The organism is Humibacillus xanthopallidus (genome assembly GCF_006716675.1).
Taxonomy (GTDB): domain Bacteria; phylum Actinomycetota; class Actinomycetes; order Actinomycetales; family Dermatophilaceae; genus Humibacillus; species Humibacillus xanthopallidus_B.
The window spans coordinates 639,806-664,026 of the sequence record NZ_VFPM01000001.1; the positions used below are offsets into that span (position 1 = coordinate 639,806).

22 protein-coding genes and 1 tRNA gene are annotated in these 24,221 nt (G+C 72.1%); 7 read left to right on the plus strand and 16 right to left on the minus strand.

The window, feature by feature from the left end; all coding sequences use genetic code 11:
- Positions 1-33: 33 nt before the first annotated feature.
- Positions 34-1,092 (minus strand): metallophosphoesterase, encoded by a 1,059-nt coding sequence (locus FBY41_RS02680; RefSeq protein ID WP_141841866.1) that lies wholly within the window; start codon positions 1,090-1,092, stop codon positions 34-36.
- An 8-nt stretch (positions 1,093-1,100) separates the two neighbouring features.
- Positions 1,101-2,192 (minus strand): EamA family transporter, encoded by a 1,092-nt coding sequence (locus FBY41_RS02685; protein WP_260439521.1) that lies wholly within the window; start codon positions 2,190-2,192, stop codon positions 1,101-1,103.
- A 104-nt stretch (positions 2,193-2,296) separates the two neighbouring features.
- On the opposite strand from FBY41_RS02685, the gene FBY41_RS02690 reads away from it, so the two are divergent.
- The 3 genes from FBY41_RS02690 (at position 2,297) to FBY41_RS02700 (ending at position 5,915) form a co-directional block, all read left to right on the plus strand.
- Positions 2,297-2,866, plus strand: coding sequence for a CGNR zinc finger domain-containing protein (locus tag FBY41_RS02690; protein ID WP_141841868.1), 570 nt, complete (start codon positions 2,297-2,299; stop codon positions 2,864-2,866).
- 135 nt (positions 2,867-3,001) lie between these two features.
- Positions 3,002-4,321, plus strand: coding sequence for an asparaginase (locus FBY41_RS02695; protein WP_260439522.1), 1,320 nt, complete (start codon positions 3,002-3,004; stop codon positions 4,319-4,321).
- 112 nt (positions 4,322-4,433) lie between these two features.
- Entirely contained in the window at positions 4,434-5,915 is a 1,482-nt protein-coding gene (locus FBY41_RS02700) for a cryptochrome/photolyase family protein (RefSeq protein ID WP_141841869.1), read from the plus strand.
- A 9-nt stretch (positions 5,916-5,924) separates the two neighbouring features.
- Here FBY41_RS02700 and FBY41_RS02705 read toward each other — a convergent pair whose 3' ends face one another.
- The 3 genes from FBY41_RS02705 to FBY41_RS02715 form a co-directional block, all read right to left on the minus strand.
- Positions 5,925-6,905, minus strand: coding sequence for a ribose-phosphate diphosphokinase (locus tag FBY41_RS02705; protein ID WP_141841870.1), 981 nt, complete (start codon positions 6,903-6,905; stop codon positions 5,925-5,927).
- A complete protein-coding gene (glmU, locus tag FBY41_RS02710) occupies positions 6,902-8,443 on the minus strand; it encodes a bifunctional UDP-N-acetylglucosamine diphosphorylase/glucosamine-1-phosphate N-acetyltransferase GlmU (protein ID WP_141841871.1) in 1,542 nt (513 codons plus the stop codon). Before glmU ends, FBY41_RS02705 begins: the two co-directional genes overlap by 4 nt.
- A gap of 143 nt (positions 8,444-8,586) precedes the next feature.
- A tRNA-Gln gene (locus tag FBY41_RS02715) sits at positions 8,587-8,665 on the minus strand.
- A 241-nt stretch (positions 8,666-8,906) separates the two neighbouring features.
- Between FBY41_RS02715 and FBY41_RS02720 the strand changes: the two genes are divergently transcribed.
- Positions 8,907-9,512 (plus strand): TetR/AcrR family transcriptional regulator, encoded by a 606-nt coding sequence (locus tag FBY41_RS02720; RefSeq protein WP_141843034.1) that lies wholly within the window; start codon positions 8,907-8,909, stop codon positions 9,510-9,512.
- Between the two features lie 54 nt (positions 9,513-9,566).
- Here the strand turns inward: FBY41_RS02720 and FBY41_RS02725 are convergent, their stop codons facing one another.
- Positions 9,567-11,261 (minus strand): sigma-70 family RNA polymerase sigma factor, encoded by a 1,695-nt coding sequence (locus tag FBY41_RS02725; RefSeq protein ID WP_141841872.1) that lies wholly within the window; start codon positions 11,259-11,261, stop codon positions 9,567-9,569.
- A gap of 329 nt (positions 11,262-11,590) precedes the next feature.
- Positions 11,591-12,451 (minus strand): methyltransferase domain-containing protein, encoded by an 861-nt coding sequence (locus FBY41_RS02730; protein ID WP_141841873.1) that lies wholly within the window; start codon positions 12,449-12,451, stop codon positions 11,591-11,593.
- Positions 12,452-12,506: 55 nt separating this feature from the next.
- Here FBY41_RS02730 and FBY41_RS02735 point away from each other — a divergent pair, with 55 nt between their 5' ends.
- Complete coding sequence (locus FBY41_RS02735; RefSeq protein ID WP_141841874.1) at positions 12,507-13,031, plus strand: MarR family winged helix-turn-helix transcriptional regulator; 525 nt, start codon at positions 12,507-12,509, stop codon at positions 13,029-13,031.
- Positions 13,032-13,060: 29 nt separating this feature from the next.
- Here the strand turns inward: FBY41_RS02735 and FBY41_RS02740 are convergent, their stop codons facing one another.
- From FBY41_RS02740 to metG, 7 genes are all read right to left on the minus strand, one after another.
- Positions 13,061-13,423, minus strand: coding sequence for a VOC family protein (locus tag FBY41_RS02740; RefSeq protein WP_141841875.1), 363 nt, complete (start codon positions 13,421-13,423; stop codon positions 13,061-13,063).
- 67 nt (positions 13,424-13,490) lie between these two features.
- A complete protein-coding gene (locus FBY41_RS02745) occupies positions 13,491-15,359 on the minus strand; it encodes an ABC-F family ATP-binding cassette domain-containing protein (protein ID WP_141841876.1) in 1,869 nt (622 codons plus the stop codon).
- 174 nt (positions 15,360-15,533) lie between these two features.
- Entirely contained in the window at positions 15,534-16,478 is a 945-nt protein-coding gene (locus FBY41_RS02750; RefSeq protein ID WP_141841877.1) for a 4-(cytidine 5'-diphospho)-2-C-methyl-D-erythritol kinase, read from the minus strand.
- 9 nt (positions 16,479-16,487) lie between these two features.
- Positions 16,488-17,393, minus strand: coding sequence for a 16S rRNA (adenine(1518)-N(6)/adenine(1519)-N(6))-dimethyltransferase RsmA (gene rsmA, locus FBY41_RS02755; RefSeq protein WP_141841878.1), 906 nt, complete (start codon positions 17,391-17,393; stop codon positions 16,488-16,490).
- A gap of 149 nt (positions 17,394-17,542) precedes the next feature.
- Positions 17,543-18,670 (minus strand): resuscitation-promoting factor, encoded by a 1,128-nt coding sequence (locus FBY41_RS02760; protein ID WP_141841879.1) that lies wholly within the window; start codon positions 18,668-18,670, stop codon positions 17,543-17,545.
- A 184-nt stretch (positions 18,671-18,854) separates the two neighbouring features.
- Positions 18,855-19,736, minus strand: a complete 882-nt coding sequence (locus tag FBY41_RS02765; protein ID WP_141841880.1) for a TatD family hydrolase — start codon at positions 19,734-19,736, stop codon at positions 18,855-18,857.
- On the minus strand, positions 19,733-21,655 hold the full coding sequence (gene metG, locus FBY41_RS02770) for a methionine--tRNA ligase (RefSeq protein WP_141841881.1): 1,923 nt from the start codon (positions 21,653-21,655) through the stop codon (positions 19,733-19,735). The genes FBY41_RS02765 and metG overlap by 4 nt, the downstream gene beginning before the upstream one ends.
- A gap of 97 nt (positions 21,656-21,752) precedes the next feature.
- On the opposite strand from metG, the gene FBY41_RS02775 reads away from it, so the two are divergent.
- On the plus strand, positions 21,753-22,181 hold the full coding sequence (locus FBY41_RS02775; protein ID WP_141841882.1) for an SRPBCC domain-containing protein: 429 nt from the start codon (positions 21,753-21,755) through the stop codon (positions 22,179-22,181).
- 101 nt (positions 22,182-22,282) lie between these two features.
- On the opposite strand, the gene FBY41_RS02780 is transcribed toward FBY41_RS02775, so the two are convergent.
- Together FBY41_RS02780 and rsmI are read right to left on the minus strand one after the other, a co-directional pair.
- The gene (locus FBY41_RS02780; RefSeq protein WP_141841883.1) at positions 22,283-22,708 is read right to left on the minus strand and encodes an OsmC family peroxiredoxin; all 426 of its coding nucleotides are present in this window, start codon (positions 22,706-22,708) and stop codon (positions 22,283-22,285) included.
- A 98-nt stretch (positions 22,709-22,806) separates the two neighbouring features.
- On the minus strand, positions 22,807-23,637 hold the full coding sequence (gene rsmI, locus FBY41_RS02785; protein ID WP_141841884.1) for a 16S rRNA (cytidine(1402)-2'-O)-methyltransferase: 831 nt from the start codon (positions 23,635-23,637) through the stop codon (positions 22,807-22,809).
- Between the two features lie 188 nt (positions 23,638-23,825).
- Between rsmI and FBY41_RS02790 the strand changes: the two genes are divergently transcribed.
- Positions 23,826-24,176, plus strand: coding sequence for a hypothetical protein (locus tag FBY41_RS02790; RefSeq protein WP_141841885.1), 351 nt, complete (start codon positions 23,826-23,828; stop codon positions 24,174-24,176).
- The last annotated feature ends 45 nt before the right edge of the window (positions 24,177-24,221 follow it).

Genomic DNA, 24,221 nt, shown 5'->3' on the forward strand with positions numbered 1-24,221 from the left:
GCCCCGCCACGAAATCTGCCGGGCGCGCTCGCCTCAGGGTGCGGCGGCCCGCGTGAGCGCGAACGAGTCGCTGAACGTGCCACCCTCGGCGCGCACGAAGGAGACCCGCAGCTCGGTCGGGGTGACTCGTGCGTCGATGAAGCCGTGAGTCGGGTTGGCGTTAGCGCCCGAGGACGCAACGAAGTAGGGCGCTTCGCTGTCTGAGGCGGAGACCGACCGCAGGGCGGTGCCCCCTGTGCCGACGGTGAGGAAGACGGTGCCGGCCCGCGCGGCGAGGGCATCGCCCGCGGTGACGCCCTCACCGACGACGCAGGCCGCGTTGAACGAGTCGATAGCGACACGGGGGCACCCGGGGCCCTCGGCGAGCTGCCGGGTGCGCTCGTAGCTGTGCTCGTGCCCCGAGAGCACGAGGTCGACCTTCTGGGAGACGAGCAGGTGCACGAGGTCGGGCCCGACGTCGCAGCCGTGCACGCCGATGGAAAGGCACGGCTTGTGCATGCCGACGACGACCCACGGCACGCCAGCGGCGCGGGCGCCCGTGATGGCCCGCTCCGCCCATGCGAGGTGGGTCGAGCCCGCGGTGTAGCTCCACGTGCCGTCGGGGAAGGTCAGTGCCGGAGAGATCATGACGAAACGCACGAGGGGCGCCTCGCGGGGCAGGTCGACGTAGTACTCCCGCGGGTACTCGCCGACGACGCCTGGCAGGCGGTTCGGCAGGCAGGCGGCGAAGTCGGCGATGTTGCCGTTGCTGCCGTCGCTCTCGTGGTTGCCCGGCAGCAGCTGGAACGGCAGGTCGGTGCCGACCCGGTCGGTGACGAAGCGGCACCACTGGCCCTCCTCGCCCGCCCGACCGTAGGACAGGTCTCCGAGGGCGAAGTGGACGTCCGGGTCGCTCGCGCCCACCGCCTCGAGGACGCTGCCCGCCGCCGGGCTGGAGTTGTAGTCGCCGGCGGCCGTGAAGTGGAGGCCCTCCGCCGGCTGGGCGCGCGTCGCCGGGGCCACGGGGTCGTCGGTCTGTGGCACAGCGGTACATGCCGCCACTCCCGACAGGAGCAGCGCCCCCGCGAGGGCTGGGACCAGACGCCACCGCATACCTCAGCCTAGGACGTGGGCGCACGCCGTGCGTCGCCGCCCGGTGCTGCCGTATGCGGTGAGGCCGCCTCCCGCACGCCCGCCTCGTCAGCGCCGGGCGAGCGACGCGACTCGTCGGCCCGGACGGCGACCACGCCGCCGACGATGAGCAGTCCCCCGACGAGCTGGATCGGTGCCGGGAGCTCGGCGAGGACGATCCAGGCGAAGAGCACCGCGAAGAGCACCTCGGTCAGCGCGACGAAGGAGGCCACCTTCGGCCCGAGCAGCCGCACCGCGACGATGCCCGTGACGTAGGCGAACGCGGCGGCGACGAGGGCGATGACGAGGATGGGCACCCACCAGGGCACGACGATGCCGCTCAGCACGACCTCGGCTGCGCCCCTGGTCGTGTCGAGCAGCCCGCTCAGCCCGGCGGCCCACAGGGCGATCGCGCCGACCGCGAGGCCGCCACCCGCGAGTCCGAGCGCCGGGACATCGTCGTCGACGTGCGCGGCGAGGAGGAAGTAGAGCACGAGGCAGACCGCGGCGCCGAGACCCCAGAGCACACCGACGAGGCTCACGGTCGCCCCGGCACCGACGACGTCGAGCACGAGCAGCAGCCCGATGACGGCGAGCCCGACGCCGAGCACGGTGAGCCGGCGAGGCACCTGGCGGTGGCGGCCCCACAGCCAGAGCACGATCAGCACGGGCGCGAGGTACTCGAGGAGCAGGGCCACTCCGACCGACAGGTGGGTCACGGCGTAGAAGTAGGCGAGCTGGCAGCCGGCCACGCCCGTCAGGCCGTAGCCGACGACGACCCAGGCGTTGCGCCGCATCGCCGCCCACCGGCCGCGCAGGGCGAGGAGGGTCGGCACGAGCAGCACGAGCGCGGCCAGGGTGATCCGCAGCGTGACGACCGACCCGGGCGCCCAACCGGCGACGAGCAGCGACTTCGCGAAGGCTCCGGAGGTCGCGAAGGCCGCGGCCGACACGAGCGCGACCGAGAGCCCGACGACGGGGTGGCGCGGGGGCGCCTGGTGCAGCGTGGTCGGTGGAACGGCTGAGGCCGTCGCCACCACGACCGCGCGGTCGGCTCCCGTCACGCCTCCAGGTCCGGCCACGACTCCACCTCGTTCTTGTCCTGCGACCCGCCTCCCCGACGAAATGTCAGGAGCAAAGTAACTTAGACTCATGACGCTACTCGCCGTCGACGTCAGGAGTCAAGATGATCTTCACCCATGACACCGAGGTGGCCCTCGAGGCCGCGGCCGCGCTCGTCAACACGATGCCGGGCTCCGTTCCCGGTGACACCAGCGCCGACACCCTGACGACCGTGGGGCAGCTCGAGGCCCTCTTCGCGGCCCAGCACTGGACCGGCCGGTTCGACCGCGACGGGCGAGAGCTCGCTGAGGTGCGTGCCATGCGCCCCCGGCTCCGCGGGCTGTGGGAGGAGGGGGAGGCTGGGGTCGTCGAGCTCGTCAACACGTTGCTCGCCGAGTCGCGCGCCGTGCCGCAGCTCGTCGACCACGACGACGTCGGCTGGCACATCCACGCGACGGCCCCCGACGCGCCGCTGGCCCAGCGGATGGCCGTCGAGGCAGCCATCGCTGCGATCGACGTCGTGCGCGCGGGCGAGCTCGGCCGCCTGCGCATCTGCGAGGCGCACGACTGCGACGACGTCGTCATCGACCTCTCGCGCAACCGGTCGCGCCGGTTCTGTGAGGGCGGCTGCGCCGCCAGAGCGCACACAGCGGCCTACCGCGCGCGAGCCCGGAGAGCCGCAACAGAGGCGTAACGCCGACGAAACTCCTTGTGCCACAACGTCTGCGAGGTTCACAGCGGCGCCCTCACCGAGGACGCCCCGGCCACCAGCCCACGTCGCCCTCGTCCGGGCTGCCCGGTCTCGTCATGCAGGCACAGGAGCAACCACGTGACCCGTCTCGAACACCTCACACCACGGCGGATCGTCGCCGTCCTCGTCGTCCTCGCCCTCTGCGCCGCCACCGCGGCGGCGTCGTGGGCGCTCGGGCGGAGCACGTCCGGCTCGGTCGGGCCGGTCGGTTCGGCACCCGCCGGCCGTGTCCTCAGCCCCGCTCTCACCCCCGACCTCACGACCAACGTCGCCTACCAGCAGGCCCTCGTCGCCGCGCCGAGCGGCAAGCCGAAGGTGACCGTCATCGGCACCGGCGGCACGATCGCCGGCGTCGCCACCAACCGCGGCAGCTTCACGAACTACCGCGCCGGGCAGATCCCCATCGCCGACCTCGTCGACGACCTGCGACCGGAGATCGACGCGGTCGCGGACGTCGAGACCATCCAGTTCGGCAACAAGGGGTCGGGCGGCTACACGATCGCGGAGTTCCACGCCCTGACGCTCGCGGTCGACAACGCGCTCAAGACGTCCGACGGCGTCGTGGTGACGAGCGGCACCGACACGATGGAGGAGTTCGCCTACTGGCTCGACCTCACGGTCCGCAGCCCCAAGCCGGTCGTCATGACCGGCGCGATGCGTCCGACCGCAGCCGGCACCGTCGACGGCCCCGGCGTCATCGGCGCCGATGGCCCGGCCAACCTCTACAACGCGATCACCCTGGCCGGCAGCCGCGTCACGACGTGCTTCGGCACCGTGCTCATGCTCGGCGACGAGTTCCACGCGGCCCGCGACGTCACGAAGACGAGCTCCTACCGCATGGACACCTTCCAAACCCGCGAGCTGGGCGTGCTCGGCTGGGTCGACGGCTCGAACATCAAGGTCGGACGGGCGCCGGCGCGCGTCGCCACGTGCGACAACCCGCAGCGCTGGGCGACGCCGTTCGACCTGTCGAAGATCGCGCCGACGGCCATCCCCCGCACCGAGATCGTCTACGGCTACCAGCAGGCCGGCGGCGAGGCGATCACCGGCTTCGCCGACGCGGGCGTCAAGGGCATCGTCACGGCGGGCACCGGCGCCGGCGGCCTCTCGGGCGCCCAGGGCACGGCGCGCACGGCAGCCGTCGCCAAGGGCGTCGTCTTCGTGAGCACGACCCGCACGGGGTCGGGCAGCGTCTACGGCGGCGCCACGGGCAGCGTCATCGCCGGTGACGACCTGCTGCCGCAGAAGGCCCGCCTGCTCCTCATGCTGAGCCTCGCCTACGCGCAGGGTGACGTCGACCAGGTGCGCACGTGGGTCACGACGATCGGCAACCCCGAGTGGGACACCCTGGCCGGCTCGGCCGGCACGCCCCCGGGGCAGCTCAAGCCCGCCGCGTGACGGGCTGACCCGCCGCACCCCGAGGCGGTATGCCGCTGGGCCCGGCCCAGCGGCATACCGCCTGTGGTGGGGGGTCGCACACGTCGAGGCGGCCGTCGGGTATGACTGTCGCGTGACACGACGGTGGCTCTTCGCCGACCAGCTCGGACCGCACTTCACGACGGGGCGCGGCGGGGTGCTGCTCGTCGAGAGTCGCGCCGCGCTGGGGCGCCGGCGCTACCACCGCCAGAAGCTGCACCTCGTGCTGTCAGCCCTGCGTCATCGCGCTGCCGAGCTCGGCGACTCCGCCGTGCTGCTGCGCACCGACACCTACGGCGAAGCCCTCGCCCAGCTCGGTGAGCCGGTTCGCGTGCACGAGCCGACGTCGTATGCCGCCGACGCCTTCGTGCGCGAACGGCTGGAGACCGGTGAGGTCGAGGGCGTCGACCCGACACCGGGGTTCAGCCTGCCCAAGGCGGACTTCGCCCGCTGGGCGGCCGGTAGGCGACAGCTGCGGATGGACGACTTCTACCGCTTCCAGCGCCAGCGGCTCGACCTCCTCGTCGAGGGTGACCGGCCCGTCGGCGGCCGGTGGTCCTTCGACGAGGACAACCGCAAGCCACCGCCGAAGGGGGCGGACACGCTCGGGGTGCCGGCGGCATACCGCCCTCGGGAGAGCGACATCGACGCCGAGGTGCGCGACGACCTCGACCGCTGGACCCGCGACGAGGGCCTCGAGACGGTGGGCGAGGACGGACCGAGGCTCTTCGCCGTGACCCGGCGGGAGGCCCTGGCCGCGCTGGAGCGTTTCGTCACACAGCGGCTGGGGGCCTTCGGCCCGCACGAGGACGCGATGCTGCGCGGCGACTGGGCCATGGCCCACAGCCTGCTGTCGGTGCCGCTCAACCTCGGGCTGCTGAGTCCCGTCGAGGTGGCCGAGCGGGCGGTGCAGGCGCTGCACGACGGGGACGCGGCGCTGCCCTCCGTCGAGGGCTTCGTGCGCCAGGTCATCGGGTGGCGTGAGTACGTCTGGCACACCTACTGGCACTTCGGACCCGCCTACCGGCGCCGCAACGGGCTCGGCGCCACGGCCGGCATACCGGCGTGGTTCGACGACCTCGAGGCAGACCGGGTCGACGCGGCCTGCCTGTCCGACGTGCTCGACGGGGTGCGCGACCGCGGCTGGGTGCACCACATCCCGCGCCTCATGGTGCTCGGCAACTGGGCCGCGCAGCGGGGCTACGACCCCGACGCGCTCACGGAGTGGTTCCAGACGCGCTTCGTCGACGGCTACGACTGGGTCATGCCGCCCAACGTCGTCGGCATGAGCCAGCACGCCGACGGTGGCGCCATGGCGACCAAGCCCTATGTCTCGGGCGGGGCGTACATCGACCGGATGAGCGACTACTGCGGGAGCTGCCGCTACAACCCGAAGAAGCGGGTGGGCGACGACGCCTGCCCGTTCACGGCTGGCTACTGGGCCTACCTCGACCGTAACGCCGACCGCCTCGCCGGCAACCACCGCATGGCGCGCCCGCTGCAGGGCCGCCACCGCCTGACGGACCTCGCCGCCCTCGTCGAGCAGGAGCGGGTCCGCGGAGACGACCCGCCCTGAGCCCTCGGGTCAGGCCTTGCCGTCGAAGAGGCTCGTGACGGAGCCGTCCTCGAAGACCTCCTTGATCGCCATCGACACGAGCGGCGCGATGGACAGCACGGTGAGCTTGTCGAAGCGGCGGTCGTCGGGGATCGGCAGCGTGTTGGTGACGACGACCTCGTCGACCTTGCAGGCCTTGAGTCGGTCGACCGCGGGGCCGGAGAGGATCGCGTGGGTCGCGGCGATGACGACGGCCTCGGCGCCCTGCTCCATGAGGGCGTCCGCCGCCTTGGTGATGGTGCCCGCCGTGTCGATCATGTCGTCGACGAGGATGCAGACGCGGCCCTTGATCTCACCGACGACGCGGTTGGCGACGACCTCGTTGGGGCGGTTGATGTCGCGGGTCTTGTGGATGAAGGCGAGCGGGGCGCCGCCGAGGCGCGAGCTCCAGTCCTCGGCGACCTTGATGCGACCCGCGTCGGGCGAGACGACGGCGAGGTCGAGGTGGCCGTACTTCTTCCCGACGTAGTCGGCGAGGATCGGCATCGCCATGAGGTGGTCGACCGGGCCGTCGAAGAAGCCCTGAATCTGCGCGGTGTGCAGGTCGATCGCCATGAGGCGGTTGGCGCCGGCCGTCTTGAAGAGGTCGGCCATGAGACGGGCGGAGATCGGCTCGCGCCCACGGTGCTTCTTGTCCTGGCGGGCGTAGCCGTAGAAGGGCAGGACGACGGTGATCCGCTTCGCCGAGGCGCGCTTCAGCGCGTCGATCATGATGAGCTGCTCCATGATCCACTCGTTGATCGGCGACGTGTGGCTCTGGATGACGAAGGCATCGGAGCCGCGCACCGACTCCTCGTAGCGCACGTAGATCTCGCCGTTGGCGAAGTCGTAGGCGCTCGTCGGCACGAGCTCGGTGCCGAGCGCCGCGGCCACCTCCTGCGACAGCTGCGGGTGCGCCCGGCCGGAGAAGACCATGAGGTGCTTCTCGGTCGTCTTGTTGATGCCGCTCATCCGTTCGCGTCCTTCGGTTGGGTGGGCTCGTCGCTGGGCTGCTCGGTCGCGGGCTCGGTGGCGGGCTCGGTCGCGGGCTCGGTGGCGGGCTCGGTGCGCGCCGCGGAGGCAGCCGCCTGGGCGGCGCGGGCGGCCTCGTCGGTCTTCGTCCCCGCCCGCCGCCGCGCGACCCAGCCGTCGATGTTGCGCTGCTGCGCGCGGGTGACCGCGAGCTGGCCCGGGTCGACGTCGCTGACGACGGCGGAGCCGGCCGCGACGTAGGCGCCGTCGCCGATGGTGCGCGGCGCGACGATGACCGAGTTGCTGCCGATGAAGCTGTGCGCGCCGACCGTCGTGTGTCCCTTGGTCACGCCGTCGTAGTTGGCGAAGATCGTGCCGGCGCCGATGTTGGCGCCGGGTCCGACGGTCGCGTCTCCGCAGTAGCTGAGGTGCGGCACCTTCGCCCCTTCGGCGATCTGGGCGTTCTTCGTCTCGACGAAGCCGCCGATCTTGCCGCCCGCCCCGAGACGCGTGCCGGGCCGGAGGAAGGAGAACGGTCCGACGCTCGCGCCGGGACCGATCTCCGCGAGCTCGGCCTGGGTGCGCACGACGCTCGCGCCGTCGTCCACCTCGACGTCGCGCAGGGTCGTGTCCGGGCCGATGACGCAGTCGCGGCCGATCGAGGTCGCACCGAGGATCTGCGTGCCCGGGTGCACGACCGTGTCGGGACCGATCGTCACGTCGGCGTCGATCCACGTCGTCGCCGGGTCGATGACGATGGCGCCCTCGCGCATCGCGGCCTCGACCGTGCGGCGGTTGAGCTCGGCGCCGAGCCGGGCGAGCTGCACCTTGTCGTTGACGCCCTCGGTCTGCCAGAGGTCGTCGACGGGGTACGCGCGAACGCCGAGCCCGCGCGAGCGGGCGACGGCGATGACGTCGGTGAGGTACTTCTCGCCCTGCACGTTGTCCGTGCCGACCTCGGTGAGGGCGCTGCGCAGGACCACGGCGTCGAAGGCATAGAGCCCGCTGTTGACCTCCGCGATCTCGCGCTGCTCGTCGGTCGCGTCCTTCTGCTCGACGATGGCGGCGACGGTGCCGTCGCCGTCTCGCAGCACCCGGCCGTAGCCGGTCGGGTCGGGCAGCGTGGCCGTGATGAGGGTGACGGCGTCGTGGCTCGCCTCGTGGACGGCGACGAGGCCGTGCAGGGTCTCCGATGTGAGCAACGGCACGTCGCCGTAGGTGACGACGACGGTTCCCTCGAGGCCTTGGGGCAGCGCCTCGAGGGCGCACTCCACGGCGCGGCCGGTGCCCCTGACCTCGTCCTGGTCGGCGATGAGGACGTCGGGATCGTGCTCGAGCACGTGCTCGGCGACGCGGTCGCGCTCGTGGCGCACGACGACGGCGAGGTGCTCGGGCCCGATGCCCCGCGCAGCGCGCAGTGCGTGACCCACGAGCGAACGCCCGCCGATCGTGTGCAGCACCTTGGGGATCGTGGACTTCATGCGTGTGCCCTCACCAGCAGCGAGGACGATCACGGCGGTCGGCCGCGATTCGCTCACGGGCGCAGCTCCTTCGGCTCGGATGCAGTCGGGCGCCGACGCCCTTCCGAGACCGTGCTCCGAGGGGCGCCGCAGCCACTCTACTCGGCGGGGACGGCGCCTCCAGCCGGGTCGGGCCTGCCGCCGGTATGCCGCGGGGCGGGCTCCCCGGGTAGGAGTCGAACCTACGTCGCTAGTCCTGATTCAAAGTCAGGCGGGCCCTGCCGACAGACCAACCGGGGAACGTCACGCGCCGTGACGACGGCCGCGGCTGCGACCCGCTCGCGGGACCACCACAGGGTAGTGCAGACCGGGCCGCTGTCCTGACGTGTCCGCCTCGGGTCGGGAGGTGTCCTCGGGCGGCCCGACGGCGACGCGCCCGAGGGCGGGCGGGCGTCCGGACGCCGCGCTCGTGGACGGCACAATGGCGGGTGTGACTGCCGACCGAGCCGAGCGACCCGACCGAGGGCGCCCCCGTGCCCGGATGACCGGACCGGAGCGCCGCGAGCAGCTCATCCTCGTCGGCCGCAAGCTCTTCGCCGACAAGGGGTTCGAGGCGACGACCGTCGAGGAGATCGCCTCCAAGGGCAACGTCTCCAAGCCGGTGGTCTACGAGCACTTCGGTGGCAAGGAGGGCCTCTACGCGGTCATCGTCGACCGCGAGATCCAGGCCCTGCTCGGCGGCATCAACGCGGCGCTCGACGAGGGCGAGGGCGCGCGGGTCCTGCTCGAGCACGCCACCCTGGCCCTGCTCGACTACATCGAGTCCGACCCCGACGGCTTCCGGATCCTCGTGCGCGACTCGCCACCCGGGCAGTCGACGGGCTCCTTCGCGAGCGTGCTCGGCGACGTCGCGAGCCAGGTGGAGCACCTGCTCGCCTCCGCCTTCAAGCAGCGCGGCCTCGACCCCAAGTCCGCGCCGATCCACGCCCAGATGCTCGTCGGCATGGTCGCGCTCACCGGTCAGTGGTGGCTCGAGCAGCGCAAGTTCAAGAAGGACCAGGTCGCAGCACACCTCGTCAACCTCGCCTGGAACGGACTCTCCGGTCTCGACCGCTCGCCCCGCCTCATCAGCCGTCCGCGCCGCTGACCAGGCATCACCGGCATCACCGCATCACCGCATCACCTCGAATCAGGAGGGGCGTCAGCTCGGGACGACGACGGACTGCGTCACGGCGCCCGCGGCGTCGCGCACCCGGACGACGAGCGGCGCCGGCCCGCCGGTGCCGGACTGCATGAGCTGGATCTGGCCGCCGTCACCGACACAGGACAGGCTCGAACGCGAGCTCTGCGTGCACGTGAAGGTGCGGTTGCCGGCGGTGAGAGACCCGGCACCGCTCGCGGTCGAGACGGTGACCGTCAAGGCTCCCCCGCCCGCCGCGCCCGGCACCCGGAGCGAGATGCGGCTCGGGTCGCCACCTCCGAGCAGGCGCGCCGCCACGCCGGTTGCCGGCGGGGGCGCAGGTGCGGCCGATGTGGGCTGCGGCGCGGGGGCCGGGGCCCGCCGGACCGTCGTCGCCCCCGGGCGGGCCGTCGCAGCGCCCGTCACCCCCGACCCGGCGGCAGCGTTCTGCCCGGAGGGCACGCCCGCCGCGGACGTAGCGCTCGCAGTGGGGCTCGAGGTCGTGGTTCCGGTCGGCGTGATGGCGGTGGACGTGCTCGGTGTCGCTGTCGCAGCTGCTGATCCGGATGGCGACGATGATCCCGGACGCGCCGTCGCGGCCGGTGGCGTGTCGGACTGGCCGGAGGTCACCGCTGCCGCAACCAGACCGAGCGCGACGACACCGGCAGCGAGCAGCACTGCGACTCGCGACGCGGCCTGGCTCGACTCCGACACCGCACCGGCGCCCGGCCCCGTCCCTTCCCCGACAGAGCCGTCCGCAAGTGCTCCCGCTGCCGCCGGGTCCGGCGCCACTCCGGGCACCTCTCCCATCGCGGTGAGCGCCGCCGCTCCAGCACCCACGCCGGCCGCCCCTACTCCGGCGAAGCCCAGGGCCGCGGCGAGGCCCGACGAGCCGAATCCGACCGTCAGCACGAGCGGCACGACCAGAGCCGGGAACCCGCGCTGGATCTCGCGAAGGTCCGCGGCGACCGCAGCAGCATGGGGGCACGACGCGAGGTGCGCCTCCGCACGCTCGGTCTGACGGCGCGGGAGCCGTCCACGCACGAGGCGTCCGAGGCGCTCGATCGTCCAGCTGCACTCACGCGACTCGGCGTGCTCGAGGCACCGCTCGGCATACGCGTCGAGGTAGCCCGAGCGTAGCGACTCGCGCGCTCGCATCGCCCGCGAGCTCACGGCACCGGCCGTCATGCCGAGCATCGGCGCGACGACGCGCGGCGGCTCGCCCTCGACGGTCGTGTGCCACAGGACGCGCTGGTCCCGCTCGGGCAGCCCGGCGAAGGCGGCGCGCACGAGCTCGGTGTCGTAGAGCTCAGAGCCGCCGGCATCGCCCGTCTCGAGGGCGGTGTCGTCGGCGCCCTCGGCCGGCTCGGCGAGGCGCTCGAGGTCGTCGTCGGAGACCGGGAGGAGTCTCAGCTCGCGTCGGGTGTGGTCAGCCGCGACCGTGCGCACCGTCGTGAGGAAGTACGCCCGGAAGTGCTCGTCGGGCCCACGCCCCGACTGCAGCAGGGTGAAGATCTTCGTCGCGGCCTCGGCGACGATGTCCTCGGCAGGGGTGCGGCCTCCGTGCTTGCCGGCCACGCCGTAGGCAGCGGGCAGGTGGCGTCGCCACAGCTCGCCGTAGGCCTCGGCCGACCCCGCACGGGCCTCGCGCAGGAGCACCTCGTCCGGTGCCGACTCCCACGCGTCCCTCGACCACAGAGCCGTCTCGGCCGACACCAGCGTCCCCTCGGTTCACCTTGCGCGTCCCGCTGGCGCCTCGATCCGGACGCGTCACCGGGGCTCCGGGTGGGTGCCGGAGCGGCCCCAGTGTGCCAACACCACGGCGGCAGGTCGAGCCGGAGCCTGCCGCGGTTGCGTCCTTCCGCATGACCCCCTCCACGAGACCATGCGGAAGGACGCGCCGACCGACACCGTGCGGACCACTGCCGTCCCCGTCAGCGTCCTCGTGCGGCCCCTCCCCTGACGATGCAGGGCCACCACGGTGTCGACCTCCATGAGACGTCACCGACCCCGTTCCATGACGCACTTTTCGCAGAATCCGCGGGTCAGCCCGGCAGCTGGGCCACCGCGAACGTCCGCGTGAACGGGAAGAGCACGACTCCGTCGCGCCGGGGGTACGCCGCCTCGAGCTCGCGCTCGTAGGTGGCGAGGAAGGCCTCGCGCTCGGTCTCGTCCGTCAGCACGCCGAGCACGGGGCGCAGACCCGTGCCCCGCACCCACTCGAGCACCGGGTGGGGTCCGTCGGGTGCTGCACCCAGCACGTGGAAGTAGGTCGTCTGCCACACGTCAACGTCGTGGGTGTGGGCGAGGAGGAGGGCGGCATACGTCTCCGGTCGAGCGACGGCGTCGGCGCGGTCGAGCCCGTCCTGCAGCTCGTCGGCCCGCGGGTGCCGGGCCGCGACCTCACGCATGATCCGGTGCGAGGGCGCGTCGAAGTTCGCGGGCACCTGCATCGCGAGCACCCCTGCGGGGGCGAGCGCCTCGAGCCAGCGGGGCAGCAGGCGCAGGTGGGTCGGCACCCACTGCAGGACGGCGTTCGTGACGAGCACGTCGATGGGGCCGGACTCGCTCGGGTCCCAGCTCTCGGCGGCCGCCTCGACCCAGTCGACGCGGCCGGTGGCGTCGAGCTCGCGGGCCCGGGCGAGCATCTCGGGTGAGCTGTCGATGCCGACGACGTGAGCCGAGGGCCACCGGTCGGCGAGAGACAGGGTGAGCTCGCCCGGACCGCAGCCGAGATCGACGACGCGCTCGGGGCTGTCACTCGGCACGCGGGCCAGCAGGTCGTGGAAGGGCCGGCCGCGGTGGTCGCCGAACACGGCGTACTGCGCCGGGTCCCAGCGGCCGTCGCCGGACGCGGGGCGCTCCTGCTCGTGGACGGTCGGCGGCGTGGCGTCGAAGGTGCTCATGCGGGTGCCCGTTCTTTTGATGTCAAGAGTCTTGATGGTGACTAGAGTTGATGGCATGGCGAAGGATCCGGGCCGTCGCGACGACGTCGACGCGATCGTCGCTGCGTGGCGGCGTGAGCGACCCGACCTCGACGTCAGCCCGCTCGAGGTCCTCTCTCGGGTCTCGCGCCTGGCCCGGCGGCTCGACCTCGCCCGTGGCTCGGCCTTCTCCGAGCACCAGCTCGAGGGCTGGGCCTTCGACGTGCTGTCGGCGCTGCGGCGCGCCGGTAAGCCCTACGAGCTCTCGCCGGGCCAGCTCGTGCAGCAGACGCTCGTCACCTCGGGCACCATGACCAACCGGGTCGACCGGCTCGAGCGCAGCGGCTACGTCGAGCGTCGCCCCGACCCGGGCGACCGCCGCGGTGTGCTCGTGCGCCTGACGACGGCGGGGCGCGACGTCGTCGACTCCGCCATGGCCGACCTCATCGAGCAGGAGAAGTCGCTGCTCTCCGAGCTGTCCGAGGCCGACCGCCGCGAGCTCGCGCGCCTGCTGCGGCGCATGCTGGCACCGCTCGAGGCGCGTCCGGGCGAAGCCCGCTGACCGCGACCGCTCCGCCCGTCGGACCGGACTCACGGCTGCGCCTGCTGGAACTCGAGGCGGTTGCCGACCGGGTCGCTCGTGTGGAAGCGGCGCAGGCCCGGGATGGCGTCGTCCCACCGCACCGGCACCCCCGCCGCCTCGACCGCCGCTGCGAGCCGGTCGACGTCAGCGACGGCGATTCCGGGGTGCGCCTTGAGGGCCGGCGCGAAGGGGTCCTCGATGCCGACGTGCAGCTCGGCGGATCCCGCGCGGAACCACGCTCCCCCGCGGGCCTGCAGCGCCTCCGGCTTCGTGACCTCGGTCATGCCGAGCACGCCGACGTAGAAGGCACGCATGGCGTCCTCGCAGCCCGCCGGACCCGACACCTGGACGTGGTGCAGTCGCATCTCCATGCATCCAAAGTATCTTGACATCAAGATACTTTCAAGACATGTGTGCCCCTTCACGGGCGAGGCAGAGTCAGCCGGCGGTCTCGGCAGCCTCGAGCCACTCGAGCTCGAGGAGCTCACGCTCCTCGACGACCTCGCGCAGGCGTGCCGTGAGGTCGTCGAGCGCGGAAGGGTCGGTCGCCTTCTCGACCATGTCCGCGTGCAGCCGCGCCTCGCGCTCCCCCAGTCGGGCCAGCTGCTTCTCGACCCGTGCCATGACCTTGCGCGCCTCACGCACCTGTGCCGGATTGGACGCCGGCGCAGCGGCTTCCGACGGCCCCGCAGGCGATGTGCCGCCGGCAGCCGCGGTCGCCCCCCGAGCCGGTATGCCGTCCGGCCGGGTCGCGCGCGCCTGCGCGGCCGCGCGCAGCCGGAGGTACTCCTCGACGCCTCCCGGCAGGTCACGCAGCGTGCCGTCGCCGAGCAGGGCGAGCTGGTGGTCGCACACGCGCTCGAGCAGGTAGCGGTCGTGGGAGACGACGATGAGCGTGCCGGCCCAGCCGTCGAGCACGTCCTCGAGCGAGGTGAGGGTCTCGATGTCGAGGTCGTTGGTCGGCTCGTCGAGGATCAGCACGTTGGGCTCGGTGAGGAGCAGCCTCGTCAGCTGGAGACGGCGACGCTCACCACCGCTGAGGTCGCTGACGCGCGACTGCTGCCGCCCGCCCGGGAAGCCCAGGCGCGTGGCGAGCTGGCTCGCGCTGATCTCCTTGCCGCCCAAGGTGGTCCACTGCTTGACGTCCTCGATCGCCTCGATGACGCGCCACTGCTCGAAGCGCTCGAGCTCGCGCACCTCCTGGGTGAGGAAGGCGATGGCGACGGTCTTGCCGATCTTGCGGCGGCCGGCGGCCAGGGGCACCTCGCCCGTGAGCGCGCGCAGCAGGGTCGACTTGCCGGCGCCGTTGACTCCGACGATCCCGACCCGCTCTCCCGGCGCGAGGCGCCAGGTGACGTGGTCGAGCAGACGACGTTCGTTCGGCGGTTCGCCGAGCACGACGGTGGCGTCCTCGAGGTCGAGCACGTCCTTGCCCAGCCGGCGGCTGGCGAAGGAGGCGAGCTCGACGCTGTTGCGGGGGGCCGGCTCGTCGGCGATGAGGGCGTTGGCCGCGTCGATGCGGAACTTGGGCTTGCTCGTGCGGGCCGGCGGACCCCGGCGCAGCCACGCGAGCTCCTTGCGCATGAGGTTGGCCCGCCGGTCGGCTGCGAGCCCGGCGAGGCGGTCGCGCTCGGCCTTCGCGAGGACGTAGGCGGCATACCCACCCTCGAAGGCGGTGACGCCACCGGACTCGACCTCCCACGTCATCGTGGCGTAGGCGTCGAGGAACCAGCGGTCGTGGGTGATCGCCACGGTCGCGTTGCCCGGGCGGGGGCGCTGGGTCGCGAGGTGGTGCGCCAGCCAGGCAACCCCCTCGACATCGAGGTGGTTGGTCGGCTCGTCGAGGAGGAGCAGCTCGGGGTCGGCGACGAGCAGGCGCGCGAGGGCGAGGCGTCGGCGCTCGCCGCCCGACTTGGGGCCGACGAGGCTGTCGAGCCCGCCCATGCCCTCGGCCCCGGTGCCGCCGAGCAGGCCCGTCAGCACGTCTCTCATGCGCGGGTCGCCCGCCCACACGTGCTCGGGCAGGTCGCCGAGCACGGCCTCGTGGACGGTCCACCCGGGGTCGAGCGCGTCGACCTGGGAGAGCATGCCGATGCGGATGCCCTCGGCGCCGCCCTGCTTCGTGATGCGACCGGAGTCGGGCTCCTGCAGTCCCGCCATGACGCGCAGCAGGGTCGACTTGCCGCCGCCGTTGACGCCGACGACGCCGATGCGGTCACCGGTCTGCACACCGAGACTGACCTCGTCGAGCACGTGCGCCGTGCCGAAGACGAGCGAGACGCGTTCGAGGGAGACGAGATTGGCCATGGCGCAGCCGACTCTATGCCCAACCCCGATCGAGAGAGCAATCCGTCGCCCCCCACCCCATCGACAGAGCAGTTCGTCGGCCCGCGTGGGCCCTCAGGCCAATCGAAAGAGCAGTTCGTCGCCGTCGAGCGCGCCCGCGCGGCCCGGGGAAGGGCGACGAACTGCTCTTTCGATTCAGGTGCGGGGGGCGCCGACGACGTGGGCGCCGTGGACGGGACCCTTGGCCCGCCGGAGGTCGCGACACAGGTCGGCGGCCGCGAGCGACACCGACAGGTCGAGCGAGGCCTCGTGGCTCTCGGTGAGGAAGGCCACCGTCGGCCCCGAGCCCGACACGATGCCGCCGAGCGCACCGAACTCGACGCCGGCGTCTCGCAGCTCCTTGAGGTCGGGGCGCAGCGAGAACGCCGCGGGCTCGAGGTCGTTGTGCAGTGCCGCGCCGAGGGCAACCGGGTCGCCGCTGCGCAGTGCCCCCATCAGCTCCGGGCTGACCTGCGGCTCGGGCATGTCGGTCGCGCTGCCGGTGAGGTCGCGCAGCCGGTCGCACTCGGCGTAGACCGCGGGCGTCGACAGGCCCACGTCGCTGATCGCGAAGACCCAGTGGAACGTGCCACGGGCCAGCACCGGCGCGAGCTGGTCGCCGCGGCCGGACCCCATCGCGTTGCCGCCCGTGAGAGGGAACGGGACGTCGCTGCCGAGCGTGGCGGCGAGCTCGGCGAGCTCGTCGCGCATGAGGCCGAGGCCCCACAGCTGGTCGCAGGCGAGCAGGGCGGCCGCGGCGTCGGCCGAGCCGCCCGCCATGCCGCCGGCCACCGGGATGTCCTTGTCGATGCGGATGGAGAGCTTCTCGTCGACGTCCCACTGCTCGGCGACGAGCTTGGCGGCGCGGACGGCGAGGTTGTCGCCGTCGGTGGGGATGAGGGCGGCATACGTGCCGGTGGGGACGACCTGCCACTCGTCCCACCGGGTCACGGAGATCTCGTCGTGCAGTGACACGGCCTGGAAGACCGTGGCGAGGTCGTGGTAGCCGTCGGGGCGACGGGGCCCGACGCGCAGCTCGAGGTTGACCTTCGCCGGCGCGCGGACGGTGACCGCTCCGGGCAGGGTCGGGGCGACGGTCATGCGGTCACCCTACGGGGCCGGGGCATCGAGCGCCGCTGCCGCCTCGGCGATGCGCGCGAACGCCGTGATGTCGAGCTGCTCACCGCGGGTGCGCGGATCGATGCCGGCAGCGACGAGCGCCGTCTCGGCGCGCGCCGCCGAGCCTGCCCACCCCGCCAGCGCGGCCCGCAGCGACTTGCGGCGCTGTGCGAAGGCGGCGTCGATGCACCGGAAGACGTCCTCACGGCTGGCCGTCGTCTGCGGCGGGTCGCGGCGCACGATCGAGACGAGCCCCGAGTCGACGTTCGGTGCGGGCCAGAAGACGGTGCGACCCACCTTGCCGGCGAGCTCGACGTCGCCGTACCAGGCCGCCTTGAGGCTCGGCACGCCGTAGGTCTTGCTCCCCGGCGCGGCAGCCAGCCGCTCGGCGACCTCGAGCTGCACCATGACGAGGACCCGCTGCAGCGACGGGAAGTGCTGGAGGAAGGACAGCACCACCGGCACGGAGATGTTGTAGGGCAGGTTGGCGACGAGCGCCGTCGGGTCGGGCCCGGGCAGCTTGGTCACGGTGAGCGCGTCGGCCGCGACGAGGCGCAGCCGGTGCACGTTGCCCGGTTGCAGGTCACGCACCGTCTCCTCGAGCGCCGCGGCGAGGCGCGGGTCGACCTCGACGGCCGTGACGTGCCGCACGACGGGCAGCAGCGCGAGCGTCAGCGACCCGAGACCGGGGCCGACCTCGACGACGACGTCGTCGGGGCCCACGCCCGCGACGCGCACGATCTTGCGAACGGTGTTGGGGTCGACGACGAAGTTCTGCCCCCACTGCTTGGTCGGGCGCACCTCGAGCCGCTCAGCGAGGGCGCGGACCTGCGCCGGCCCGAGCAGCACGGCGTCTGACGCCGCTGGTGCGCTGTCGGCGCCGCCCTTCTTCGTCATGCCCTCACCCTAGGGCCACGACCGAAAGAGCAATCCGTCCGACGCCAGGTGAACCGGGCGGACCCCCGGAGGGGCGGACGGATTGCTCTTTCGATCAGGCTGTCGCGCGGTCAGGCGCGGCGATGCCGGTCACGCAGGTCAGGGCGCGATCAGGCGCAACCCCACGGGCTGGTGCCCGCCTTGGCGTAGAGCCGGTTGGCGACGGTGATCTGCTCCGCACGCGATGCGAGGTCGGCACGTGGGGCGAAGTCGCCACCGCCGTTGGAGAGCCACGTCGAGGTGAGGAACTGCAGGCCGCCGTAGTAGCCGTTGCCGGTGTTGATCGACCAGTTGCCGCCCGACTCGCACTGGGCGATGGAGTCCCACATGGCGGCGCGGGCGAGGTTGATGCCGGCGCCGGAGGTCGAGCCGCCCGAGCTGCTCGGCGCAGGTGCCGCGGCGGGGCGCTTCTTCGTGCCGACGAGCACGACGGCGTCGACGGGCTTCTTCGTCACGACGGAGGAGACCTCGGTCGTCGAGATGACCTTGCCGTCCTTGAGGGTGCGACGCTCGGTGACGGTGCGCACGCCGGCGACACCCTTCGTCACGACCTTCGTCTGGTCGGTGTAGAGGTCAGCCGACTTCTTCTTCGTCGTCGAGTAGCCGATGGCCACCGTGCGCTTGACGTCCTTGGTCGTGAGGCGCTCGACGGCGATCTTGGCGCCGGAGGTGAGCTGCGTCGTCACGGGCGGGTTGACCTTGTCGGCCTTGCCGAGGGTCACGCCGAGCTGGCGGAGGGCCTCGCCGACGGTCGCCGCGGTGATCGTCTTGGTGGTCGTCTTGCCGTCGACGGTCACGGTGACCGACTTCGGCGTGACGACGGTCAGGGTCAGTCCCTGGCGACCGATCGTCTGCGAACGCGACACCGACAGGCGGGCACCCTCACCACGGAGGCCGAGGGCCAGCAGGGCGCCGTCGACCGTGGTCTCGGTCGTCGTGACCGTGCGGGTCTTGCCGTCGACCGTGAGGGTGAGCGTGCGGGCGTACTTCACGACGACGTTGTCGCCGTCGTTGAGGGGGGCGTCGACGGCCGGGACGACGACGTCGCCCGGCTTGACGGTGATGCCCTGGCTGTCGAGCAGGTCGCCCACGGTCGTGCCGAAGACGTGGGCGGCGGTTGCGGTGCCGTCGACCGAGAGGTTGACGGCCTTGTCGAGCTGGGTGGCGCCCACGGCTCCGCCGGTCAGGATGACTGCGGCGCCGGTGGCGGCGATGATCTTGATGTTGCGTGAAAGCACGGTGCTCCGAACGTCGAACGATCCGGGTGCAGCGCGCTCTCGATCGCTCCTCCTCACGGCGTCGGAAGGAGGTCGATGCGGGGCAGCATCCGGCCAACAGTCCACCAATGTGGCGGATCGCCGACGGTAAGGTCAAATTTCGGTAACGGGGGCCCTCCCCGCTGGACGCCCGATCCGGGGTGCGCTAAGCGGATTGTCCGATTCGCTCGGCGTCCCACGGACCGTAGACGCGCTCGCTGTTGTCGGACACCGCCCGGCACAGCGTCGGCACGTCGACGGTGAGGACCGCGGCCATCGCCCGCAGGGTCACCGGCACGAGGAACGACGCGTTCGTCGCCCCGCGATACGGGGAGGGCGCGAGGTAGGGCGCGTCGGTCTCGACGAGCACCCGGTCGAGCGGGATCGCGGTCAGGGCGTCGCGCAGCGAGCGGGCGTTCTTGAAGGTCACGGTGCCGGCGAAGCTGAGGTAGTAACCACGCTCCGCGCACTCGCGCGCCATGGCGAGGTCGCCGGAGAAGCAGTGCAGCACCGTGTGCTCGGGCGCGCCCTCCTCGTCGAGGATGCGCAGCACGTCGGCGTGGGCGTCCCGGTCGTGGATCTGCAGGGCCTTGCCGACGCGCTTGGCGAGGTCGATGTGCCAGCGGAAGCCGTCCTGCTGCACCGGCACCCCCTCGGGGCCCGTGCGGAAGTAGTCGAGCCCCGTCTCCCCGATGGCGCGGATGCGGTCGTGGGCGGCGCACGCCTCCACCTCGGCATAGGCGGCCTCCAGCCGACCCGCTGCCGCAAGTCGCGGAACTTCGTTGGGGTGCAAGGCGATTGCGCCGACGACTGCCGTATGACGTTCGATGGCGTCCATCGTGAAGCGGATGCCTTCGAGGTCGCACCCCACCTGGACGAGCCGCGTCACGCCGACCGCCTGGGCCCGCCGCACCGCCTCGGCCACGTCGAACGGCTCGTCACCCTCGCGGGTGATGTCGAGGTGCACGTGGTTGTCGACGACGTCGATCGGCAGGCGGTCGGGCAACGTCTCCGGCAGGCCCCGCTGGCCCGACTGCTGCGGGCTCATGCTGAGGGCGTCTCGCCGTCGGCTGGCGACTCGCCGGCACCCTTGGACCCCGCCATCTTCGGGGCCGCCATCTTCGGCGCCGCGAGGGGGTCGGTGTGGTGGCGCGTGCCCCCGGGAGCCGCGTCGCCCAGCCGGGAGCGCTCGTCCTCGATGACCTGCTCGGGGTCGAGCTTGACGAAGACTCCGGTCGGCTTGGCGATGGGCGTGCCGACGACGACGGGACGCGACTCCCACCGCGGCGTCGAGGAGTACTCACCGGTGATCACCGGGTAGCTACGGGTGTCGTCGTCGAGGTCGCGGACGACCTCGAGACGAGGCATGGGCATGAACTCTCCCTCGCCCCCGAGGACCGCATGTACCCGGTTCGCGGCGTGCGGCAGGAAGGGTGAGATGAGCGTATTGATATCTGAGACGGCTTGGGCCAGCGTGTGGAGCACGGTCGAGAGCCGCTCGCGCTCGTCGTCGCCCTTGAGCTTGAACGGCTCGGTCTTCGACACGTACGCGTTGGCCTCGCCGACGACGCGCATCACCTCGGCGAGCGCGGCCTTCTGCCGGTGCCTCTCCAGCGAGGCGCCCACCGTCGCGAACGCACCCCGCACGGTCGCGAGCAGCTCCTCGTCGACGGGCTCCGCGGCATACGGGCTCGGGACCTCGCCGAAGCTCTTGGCGATCATCGCGGCGGTGCGGTTGACGAGGTTGCCCCAGCCCGCGACGAGCTCGCTGTTGTTGCGCTGGACGAACTCGGCCCAGCTGAAGTCGGCGTCCTGGTTCTCGGGGCCGGCCGCGCAGATGAAGTACCGGATCGGGTCGGGTCCGTAGCGCGCGACGATGTCCTGGACGTAGATGACGTGCTTGCGGCTCGTCGAGAACTGCTTGCCCTCGAGCGTCATGAACTCGCTCGCCACGACCTCGGTCGGCAGGTTGAGGACGCCGTACTCCCCCGGCTCGCCGCCCTTGTCGCCGCGGCCGGCGTAGCCGAGCAGCTCGGCCGGCCAGATCTGGCTGTGGAAGGTGATGTTGTCCTTGCCCTGGAAGTAGTAGGACACCGCCGACGGGTCGTTCCACCACTCGCGCCAGCGCTCCGCGTCGCCCGTGCGGCGGGCCCACTCGATGGAGGCCGAGAGGTAGCCGATGACGGCGTCGAACCACACGTAGAGGCGCTTGGTCGGGTTGTCCTCCCAGCCCTCGAGCGGGATCGGGATGCCCCAGTCGATGTCGCGCGTCATCGCGCGCGGGCGGACGTCCTTGAGGAGGTTCTTGCTGAACTTGATGACGTTGGGGCGCCACGTGCCCGACGCCTCGCGGCCGTCGAGCCACTCCCCGAGCGCGCCGGCGAGCGCCGGGAGGTCGAGGAAGAAGTGCTGGGTCTCGACGAACTCCGGCGTCTCTCCGTTGATCTTGCTGCGCGGGTTGATCAGCTCGTCGGCGTCGAGCTGGTTGCCGCAGTTGTCGCACTGGTCACCGCGCGCCTCGGGGAAGCCGCAGATCGGGCAGGTGCCCTCGATGTAGCGGTCGGGCAGCGTGCGACCGGTCGACGGGCTGATCGCGCCGCGCGTCGTCTGCTCGATCATGTAGCCGTTGGCGTGGACCTGACGGAACAGCTCCTGCACGACGGCGTAGTGGTTGCGCGTCGTCGTGCGGGTGAAGAGGTCGTAGGAGAGGCCGAGGTCGGTGAGGTCCTGGGCGATGACGGCGTTGTACTTGTCGACGAGCTCCTGCGGCGTGAGGCCCTCCTCCTCGGCGAGGACGAGGATCGGCGTGCCGTGCTCGTCGGTGCCGCTCACCATGAGGACGTCGTGCCCCGCCATCCGCATGTACCTGCTGAAGACGTCGGAGGGCACACCGAAACCGGCGACGTGGCCGATGTGGCGCGGGCCGTTGGTGTACGGCCAGGCGACGGCAGACAGGACATGACTCATGCGCTGAATCCTAGGCGGGCGCGAGACGCGGTCGCGCAGCACCGGTGCCGTGCAACGAGATCTGGCGCGGGCGGCGGCGAAGGAGTAGGACGGATGGATGACTGGACACGTGGCACGAGCAGAGGTCATCGTCGCGAGGCACCCGAGCGCCGTCTGGACGGTCCTCACCGACCCCGAGCAGGTGCGCCGGTGGATGGTGGGCACCACCCTGACGACGGACTGGCAGGTCGGCAGCCCCATCACCTGGCAGGGCGAGATGGACGGCAGACCCTACGAGGACAAGGGCGAGGTGCTCGAGGTCGAGGCCCCGAGCCGCCTGCGCGTCACGCACTACAGCCCCCTCATGGGCCAGGAGGACCGGCCGGAGAGCTACCACACCATCACCTACACGCTGACCCCGACGCGGGACGGCCGCACGACGGTCGCGCTCGAGCAGGACGGCAACGACTCGGCCGAGCAGGCTGAGCAGTTCTCGCAGAACTGGCAGCAGATGCTCGAGAGCCTGAAGCAGACAGCCGAGTCCTGACGCACGCTCGGTCTCGTCCCAGCCCCGGCTGGCACGAGATGACACGACACGACGACGGCGCCGCCCCAGCAGGGACGGCGCCGTGGTCGTGTCGCGTCAGCTCAGTCGGTGAAGTTGACCTCGAGCGTGATCGGCACCTTGAGGGCCTGGCTGACAGGGCAGCCCTCCTTGGCGGCCTGGGCGGCCTGCTCGAACTGCTCCTTCGTCAGACCGGGCACCTTGCCCGTCACCGTCAGCGCGACGCCCGTGATGCCGGTGCCGGGCACGAAGCTGACTGCCGCCTTGGTGTCGATCGTCTCCGGCGGGGTGCCCGCCTGGGCGAGACCGTGCGACAACGCCATCGAGTAGCACGTCGAGTGGGCGGCCGCGATGAGCTCCTCGGGGCTGGTCAGCCCGTTCGACTCGTTTGCACGCGCGGCCCACGTGACGTCGTGGCTGCCGAGCTCGGACGACTCGAACGTGACCTTGCCGGCGCCCTCCATGAGGGAGCCCTCCCAGTGGGCCGAGGCGTTGCGGATGACTGCCATGTGCTGATCCTCCAGTGAAGTCGGTCGTGTCACGGTCAGGGACGGATGGCCCCTACCTCCACCCAAGCCGCAACCACCGACGGTGACAAGGGCCGCCGTCAGCCCTTGGCGACCGCCGCGTCGTAGAGCGCCTTCTTGGACAGCCCGGTGCGGCCCGCCACGTCGGCGGCGACGTCCTTGAGGCGCTCGCCTGCAGCCACCCGCTCCCGTATGCCGTCCAGCGCGTCCTCGACCGACGTGACCACACGCTCGGCCCCCGCCACGACGACCGTGATCTCGCCGCGCACGCCCTCGGCGGCCCACTCGGCCAGCTCGGCCAGGGTGCCGCGCCGCACCTCCTCGTAGGTCTTCGTCAGCTCGCGGCAGACCGCAGCGCGTCGCGTCGGGCCGAACGCCTCTGCCATCGCCGTGAGGGTCTCGGCCAGCCGGTGCGGCGCCTCGAAGTAGACGAGGGTGCGCCGCTCCTGAGCCGCCTCGGCGAGCACCCGGGCCCGCTCCCCCGCCTTGCGGGGCAGGAAGCCGTCGAACGCGAAGCGGTCGACAGGCAAACCGGACACGGCGAGCGACATGAGGACCGCGCTCGGCCCGGGAACGCACGTGACGCGGATGCCCGCCTCCACCGCAGCGGCGACGAGGCGGTACCCGGGGTCCGAGACGGACGGCATACCGGCGTCGGTGACGACGACGACGCGCTCACCCGCGACGAGGCGCTCGACGAGCTCGGGCGTGCGGGACGCCTCGTTGTGCTCGTGGTAGCTGAGCACGCGCCCGGTCGGCGTGACCTCCAGCGCGGCAAGGAGCCGCTTCAGGCGGCGGGTGTCCTCGGCGGCGATGACGTCAGCGGTCGCGAGCTCCTCGCCGAGCCGCGGGGCCGCGTCGCGCGGGTCGCCGATCGGGGTGGCGGCGAGGACGAGGGTGCCGGTGCTCATGGCGTCATCCTCGCAGCCGCCGGGAGACGGACCACCACGCCGGCTGGGCCAGCGCGCCGGGTGGGCGCTGCATTCGGGCGTGTCAGGGGCGTCGCCCCGTTGAGGGTGTCACGGCCGGCGCGGAGGGGTAGATGTAGGTCAAGCACCAGGTTCGTGTCGCCGGCAGGCCCGACCGCAGGAGGAACCCCATGCCCCAGGATGCTGACGCCCCCGCCACGGCGGACGCGAGCGCTGACGAGACGGTCGAGAAGCCCGTCGTCGTCTCCAGGATCGACGACAAGGACGAGCACGACATCCGCGTGCAACAGATCATCGACGAGCTGGCGCGCACCTCCGAGGGTCGCCCGCACGCCGACGTCGTGGCGGAGCTCGTCGACCGGATCGCGGGCGCCGGACTCCAGGCGATGCCGAGGCCCTGGCTCGACGCGGTCGCGGCCTCGGCGATCTGCGGCAACGCCTACGTCGTGTCGCGCACCTCTGCCGCACTCTCCGACGTGCCGCAGCCCGAGACCCGGGCCCGGCAGGAGGAGATCACCTGAGGTTCGCCACCGTCGCCGTCTCACGGCGGCGTCCCGATGGTGGGA